This is a genomic window from Sulfuricurvum sp. (genome assembly GCF_019163035.1).
Taxonomy (GTDB): Bacteria; Campylobacterota; Campylobacteria; order Campylobacterales; family Sulfurimonadaceae; genus Sulfuricurvum.
Map to the genome: position 1 here is coordinate 1 of NZ_JAFLKV010000133.1, position 5,830 is coordinate 5,830.

6 protein-coding genes are annotated in these 5,830 nt (G+C 45.2%); all 6 read left to right on the forward strand.

Annotation, left to right across the window (positions count from 1 at the left end; all coding sequences use genetic code 11):
- The first annotated feature begins 25 nt into the window (after positions 1 to 25).
- Positions 26 to 1,357, forward strand: a complete 1,332-nt coding sequence (locus JZU62_RS09825) for an ammonium transporter (protein WP_295014324.1) — start codon at positions 26 to 28, stop codon at positions 1,355 to 1,357.
- Positions 1,358 to 1,367: 10 nt separating this feature from the next.
- Positions 1,368 to 1,706 (forward strand): P-II family nitrogen regulator, encoded by a 339-nt coding sequence (locus JZU62_RS09830; RefSeq protein ID WP_295014326.1) that lies wholly within the window; start codon positions 1,368 to 1,370, stop codon positions 1,704 to 1,706.
- Between the two features lie 90 nt (positions 1,707 to 1,796).
- The gene (locus tag JZU62_RS09835) at positions 1,797 to 2,975 is read left to right on the forward strand and encodes an ammonium transporter (protein ID WP_295014328.1); all 1,179 of its coding nucleotides are present in this window, start codon (positions 1,797 to 1,799) and stop codon (positions 2,973 to 2,975) included.
- 123 nt (positions 2,976 to 3,098) lie between these two features.
- Positions 3,099 to 4,469: a phosphomannomutase/phosphoglucomutase gene (locus tag JZU62_RS09840; protein ID WP_295014330.1), complete on the forward strand. Its 1,371-nt coding sequence runs from the start codon at positions 3,099 to 3,101 to the stop codon at positions 4,467 to 4,469.
- A gap of 2 nt (positions 4,470 to 4,471) precedes the next feature.
- Positions 4,472 to 5,479, forward strand: coding sequence for a dihydroorotase (gene pyrC / locus JZU62_RS09845; protein ID WP_295014332.1), 1,008 nt, complete (start codon positions 4,472 to 4,474; stop codon positions 5,477 to 5,479).
- A partial coding sequence (locus JZU62_RS09850) for a response regulator (RefSeq protein WP_295014334.1) occupies positions 5,469 to 5,830 on the forward strand: 362 nt, incomplete at its 3' end. The genes pyrC and JZU62_RS09850, both read left to right, overlap by 11 nt.

Genomic DNA, 5,830 nt, shown 5'->3' on the forward strand with positions numbered 1-5,830 from the left:
GACATTCAAGTTATAAGGAGAAAAAATGAAAAAGTGGCTTTTAGCTTTATCGCTTTTGGGCGTATCGGCATTCGCCGAAGATGCTGCGGCACCTGTACTTAACTCAGGTGATACTGCATGGATGATGATGTCAACAGCATTGGTTATGTTGATGACACCGATCGGTTTGGCGTTGTTTTACGGCGGGATGACTCGTTCTAAAAATATTTTGAATACATTTTCAATGGTATTCGGTGCATTTGCAGTTTCATTTATCGCATGGGTTGTTGCCGGATTTTCTATCGCTTTCGGTACGGCTGAGGGTTCAATTAACCAAGTAATTGGTGGTTTTAACCATATTATGCTCAGTGGCATCAGTTGGACAGAATTTGCAAGTGTAGATCTCGGTCAGCTCTATCCTAAATTGGTTTTCGTAGTGTTCCAAGGGACATTTGCAGCTATCACTGTAGGAATCGTTGCGGGTTCTGTGATTGAGCGTATGAAATTCTCTACTTGGATGGTATTTGCCTTTATCTGGACAATCGTTGTTTATGCTCCGATTACTCACATGGTATGGGGTGGTGGTTACCTTTTCAACGAAGGTGCTCTTGACTTCGCGGGTGGTACAGTTGTTCACATGAACGGTGGTTTGGCTGGTCTGGTATTGGCTCTCTTAATCGGTAAACGTGCCGGTTATCCAAAAGTAGCGATGAAGCCTGCAAGTGTTATCTTGACAGCTCTTGGTGCTGGTCTTCTCTGGTTTGGTTGGTATGGATTTAACGGTGGATCAGCATTCGGTGCTAATGCTATCGCTGGTCTTGCATATTTGACAACAACGATTGCTGCTGCGGTTGCTACAGTTACATGGATTGTAGTAGAGTATACAGTGTTCAAAAAACCGACATTGCTTGGTGCAGCAACAGGTGCTATTGCAGGTCTTGTAGCGATTACTCCAGCAGCGGGTTTCGTAGGAGTTAACGGTGCATTTATCATCGGTATCACTGGCGCATTAATCGCATTCTTTGGGGTAACAGCGCTTAAGAAAAAATTGGGTTATGATGATTCTTTGGATGCGTTTGGAGTACATTTCCTTGCAGGTCTTTGGGGTGCGATTGCAACCGGTATCTTTGCAGCGTATACACCGAACACAGACAATGCTCTCCTTTGGGCAGGACCGTTGAAAGATTCAGGTGACCGTATGGGACAAATCATGGTTCAAGCAGAATCTGTATTAATCGTCGGATTGTTTACATTGGTCGGTACGATCGTTGTTTACTATATCGCAATGGCATTAACTGGCGGTTCACGTGTTAACGAAGAACAAGAGAGCCAAGGTTTAGATGAGTCTGTACACGGTGAACGTGGCTTTAACCTATAAGGAGTAAATAATGAAAAAAATTGAAGCGGTTATCAAACCATTTAAACTCGAAGACGTAAAAGACGCACTGGCGGAGATTGGGATTACCGGAATGACGGTAAGTGAAGTAAAAGGGTACGGACGACAAAAAGGGCACAGCGAGTTATATCGCGGTGCAGAGTATGTCGTAGACTTTCTTCCAAAGATTAAAATGGAGATGGTAGTGGATGAGGCAATGGTGGATCAAGTAGTGAACACTGTTGTTGAAGCAGCACGCACCGGAAAAATCGGTGATGGTAAAATCTTCGTTAGCGACATCAGTAAAATCGTCCGTATCCGTACGGGTGAGACAGATATAGAAGCCATTTAATCATTTGATTAAATTTTAATCAATACTTCTTCTACAATCCATTTAATTGGATATATAATGCACACCTTTATCTTAAACTAAAGGTGCTGCATGGATACTGCTTACGTTATTGACACCCTCTTTGCTCTCTTTTCAATCACCCTGATTATATTAATGGTTCCCGGTTTCGCGATGCTCGAAGCAGGTTTGGTTCGGACGAAAAACGTCTCCAGTGTTTTGACAGTCAACGTCATGATCTACGCTGTGGCGTCGATGGCTTTTATTTTGGTTGGGTTTCACCTCGCATTCGGTGATTTTCATAGCGCTACAATGAGTCAATGGGCATTTTTTATGTTCCAAATGGCGTTTGTCGGTAAAGCGATCAACATCATGAGCGGTGGGGTGGGTGAACGTGCACGTCTTCTCCCTTTAACCCTTTTCACGGTTGTAATGGGTGCATTCATCTATCCGAGCGCGGTGAACATCAGCTGGGGAAGTGATTGGCTCAAAGATACCATTTTTGATCTTAACATGGTTGATTTGGCAGGTTCTACCGTTATCCACTCTACGGGGGGATGGGCATTGCTCGCGGCTATTTTGGTCATCGGAGCACGTAAAGGTCGTTATGTCGGCGATCAAATGCGTGTTATCCCCGCTTCGAATATCCCGTTGGTGGTTTTGGGAGCGATGTTGCTGTGGATCGGTTGGTTTGGATTTAACGGCGGTTCTGTCGGCGGTATTTCGACGAAAGCGTTGGCGGATAGCGTTGCCTTGACGATTTTCAATACCAATCTCGCTGGCCTTGCTGGGGCAATATCCGCTGGGATTTTAATCTATGTCCGCTACAAACTGTTTGATATTACGATGATTCTCAACGGCGCACTTGGGGGATTGGTTGCGGTTACGGCAGGGGCTCATTTATTCTCACTTTATGATGCGTTAGCGGTTGGATTTATCGGCGGTCTTTTGGTAGTGGTTGCCATTCCATTATTTGATAAAGTACGCATTGATGATCCGGTCGGGGCATTGTCGGTTCATCTCGTAAACGGTATTTGGGGAACTCTGGCTGTCGGGATTTTCGCAAGCGATGCCGCTAACAATATAACTTTATTGAATCAAGTAAAAGGGATTGCAGAAATCGCACTTTTTGTATTTCCGGTTTCGTTTGTTATCATCTATCTTATCAATAAAGTATTTCCGTTTCGTGCAACTGATGAGGAACAACAACAAGGGCTTGATGTCAGCGAATGCGGTCTTGAAGCCTATCCTGAGTTCAAACGCGCTATTTAGTATCGACTCTTAACACTTTTGTAACACTTCTTCTCTATTCTTCCGTGGGGCTTTTTGCCCCGTAAAAGACTCTTTTAACCACCGCGTTGTATAATTTGTTAATGTTGCTTGAAAAGGGAAAATATGTCTATTTATCGTGAGTATGATATCCGTGGAATTTTTGAAAAAGAGCTCAACGACGCGAATGTTACCCGTTTGGGGTATGCGTTGGCGGAAGAGATGCGTGAATTTGGCGACTATGTTGCGGTCGGTTATGATGCCCGTTCCCACTCTCCTGTTTTGTTTGAATATCTTAGCGCTGGTTTGAATGCCGGAGGGATGAAAGTTCTGGGGATGGGGATGGTTCCTACTCCAGTCAATTATTTTTGTAACTATCAGGAATTTGACGGAGTTACTCCGTGTGCTTCGGTAATGATTACCGGTTCACACAATCCAAGCGAATACAACGGATTTAAAATTACGATCAACAAAGCACCATTTTTTGGAGAGCAGATTTATACGTTAGGGCGTAAAATTGATGTAATGGATATGCCAATCAAAGTCGAACGTCAGGTCATAGAGATTGATGCACTAAGCCGCTATAAACGGTTTATGGTTGAGTCATTTGGTCATTTGCGCGGAATGAAAGAACGGATTGTGTATGACTGCGGCAACGGAGTCGCTGGATTGGCGATTGAGGAAATTTTCAAAGAGCTTGAACTCACTACCAAAGGGATATATGTCGAGCCGGACGGTACTTTTCCGAATCATCATCCCGATCCGAGCGAAGAGCATAATCTCGAAGACATCAAAAAACTCTTAGCCTCCGAGGGGGACATCGCGTTTGCCTATGACGGTGATGCCGACCGTATCGCCGTCTTGACCCCTAGCAACAACATCAAGGGGGACATGATGGCATTGCTGTTTGCCCTCAAGATGAAAAATCCGACCGTAATCGGTGAAGTAAAATGTTCACAAGTGATGTACGACACCCTACGTGACCGGGGTGCGACGGCGGTGATGTACAAAACAGGTCACTCCAATCTCAAAGTGAAAATGAAAGAGCTTCACGCCGACTTGGCATGTGAAGTGAGCGGTCACGTCTTTTTTGCTGACCGTTATTTCGGATACGATGATGCAATTTACGCGACGCTTCGTATGCTCGAACTGATCCATGAGGGGGTTGATCTCGATGCCGAGATTGCGAAGCTCCCCAAAGTATTTTCGACCGAAGAGATCAAAGTGAAAACAACGGAGCAAGAGAAATTTCCGTTGATAGCAAAGTTGAAAGTATTACTGCAAACTCCTCCAGCGTCTTTTCCTCCGATCAAAGAGATCATTGATGTTGACGGTGTTCGCGTTATTTTTGATAAAGGGTGGGGATTGGTGCGTGCGAGCAATACCACTCCGGTACTCGTGACCCGTTTCGAATCGACCGATCAGGCTGAAGCGGTACGTTATGAAGAGGCACTGAATGCTCTGATTCAACAAGCGCAAAATGAGTTAAAGGCTTAACAATGAAATCGATTACTTTAACCATGCCGCTTGATATGCATCTTCATCTGCGCGATGGTGAGATGCTCGAAACGGTAGCACCTCTTACTTCGTACAGCTTTAGCGGAGCACTCGTGATGCCCAATCTCGTCCCTCCGGTAACGACGTTGGAAGCGCTCAAAGAGTATAAAAAACGGATCAAGCACGCAATAGGTCGGGATGATTTTGAACCCTATATGACCCTCTTTTACCAAAACTACAGCAGGGTGTTTTTAGAAAGTGTGTGCGATGAGATTACGGCGATTAAACTCTATCCTAGTGGGGTAACGACCAACTCAGAGGGGGGCGTGGCGAGTTTCGATATAGAAGCGATGCGTGAAACACTCGAAGCGATGGCGGATTTGGGGATCGTCCTCTCCGTTCATGGAGAAACGAACGGGTTTGTGATGGATCGCGAAGCGGAGTTCATGTCGGTTTATGAGATGTTAGCTATCAATTTTCCAAAACTCAAAATCGTTATGGAACACATCACGACCGCCGACGCGGTAAAAATGTTGGATCGCTATGAGAATCTGTATGCGACGATTACGGTACACCATCTCATCATTACCCTCGATGATGTGGCAGGGGGGATGTTGCGCCCCCATTTGTTTTGCAAACCGATTGCAAAACGTCCCGAAGATCGCTCCGCTCTTTTGCGCGTAGCCCTCGAAGCTCATCCGAAAGTGATGTTCGGCTCCGACTCCGCACCTCACCCGAAACACGCCAAAGAGTCGTGCGGATGCGGGGCAGGGGTCTTTACCGCACCGATTGCTTTACAGTTGCTGTGTGAAGTGTTCGATGCACATGATAGACTGGATAACCTCCAAGCGTTCGTGAGTGATAATGCTCAACGTATCTACGGTATTTGTGCTGAATTTAAAGAGGTGGTATTGGTGAAACACGATTTTGTTGTCCCCGATATTTATGGCAGTGTTGTGCCGATGAGAGCAGGAGAAACTTTGAAATGGTCGATAGAGCGTGTTGAGTAAAATTTTATTGTTGGAAGATGATTTGCTCTTTGGTGAATCGATTGTGGATGTACTCGAAGAGGAGGGGTTTGAAGTAGTGCTATGCCGTAACGGGCAAAGTGCCTTGGATGAAACCTATAAAAACCATTTTGATCTCTATCTTCTCGACATTAATGTCCCCCTCATCGACGGCTTATCGCTTCTAAAAGAGTTGCGTCGTGCCAATGATACCACCCCTACCATCTACCTTACCTCCCATCAAGAGATTGAAAAACTCACCGAAGCGTTTGAAATCGGAGCGGATGATTATCTCAAAAAGCCGTTTAATACCGATGAACTGCTAGTTCGTATTCATGCACTGCTGCGCCGTAA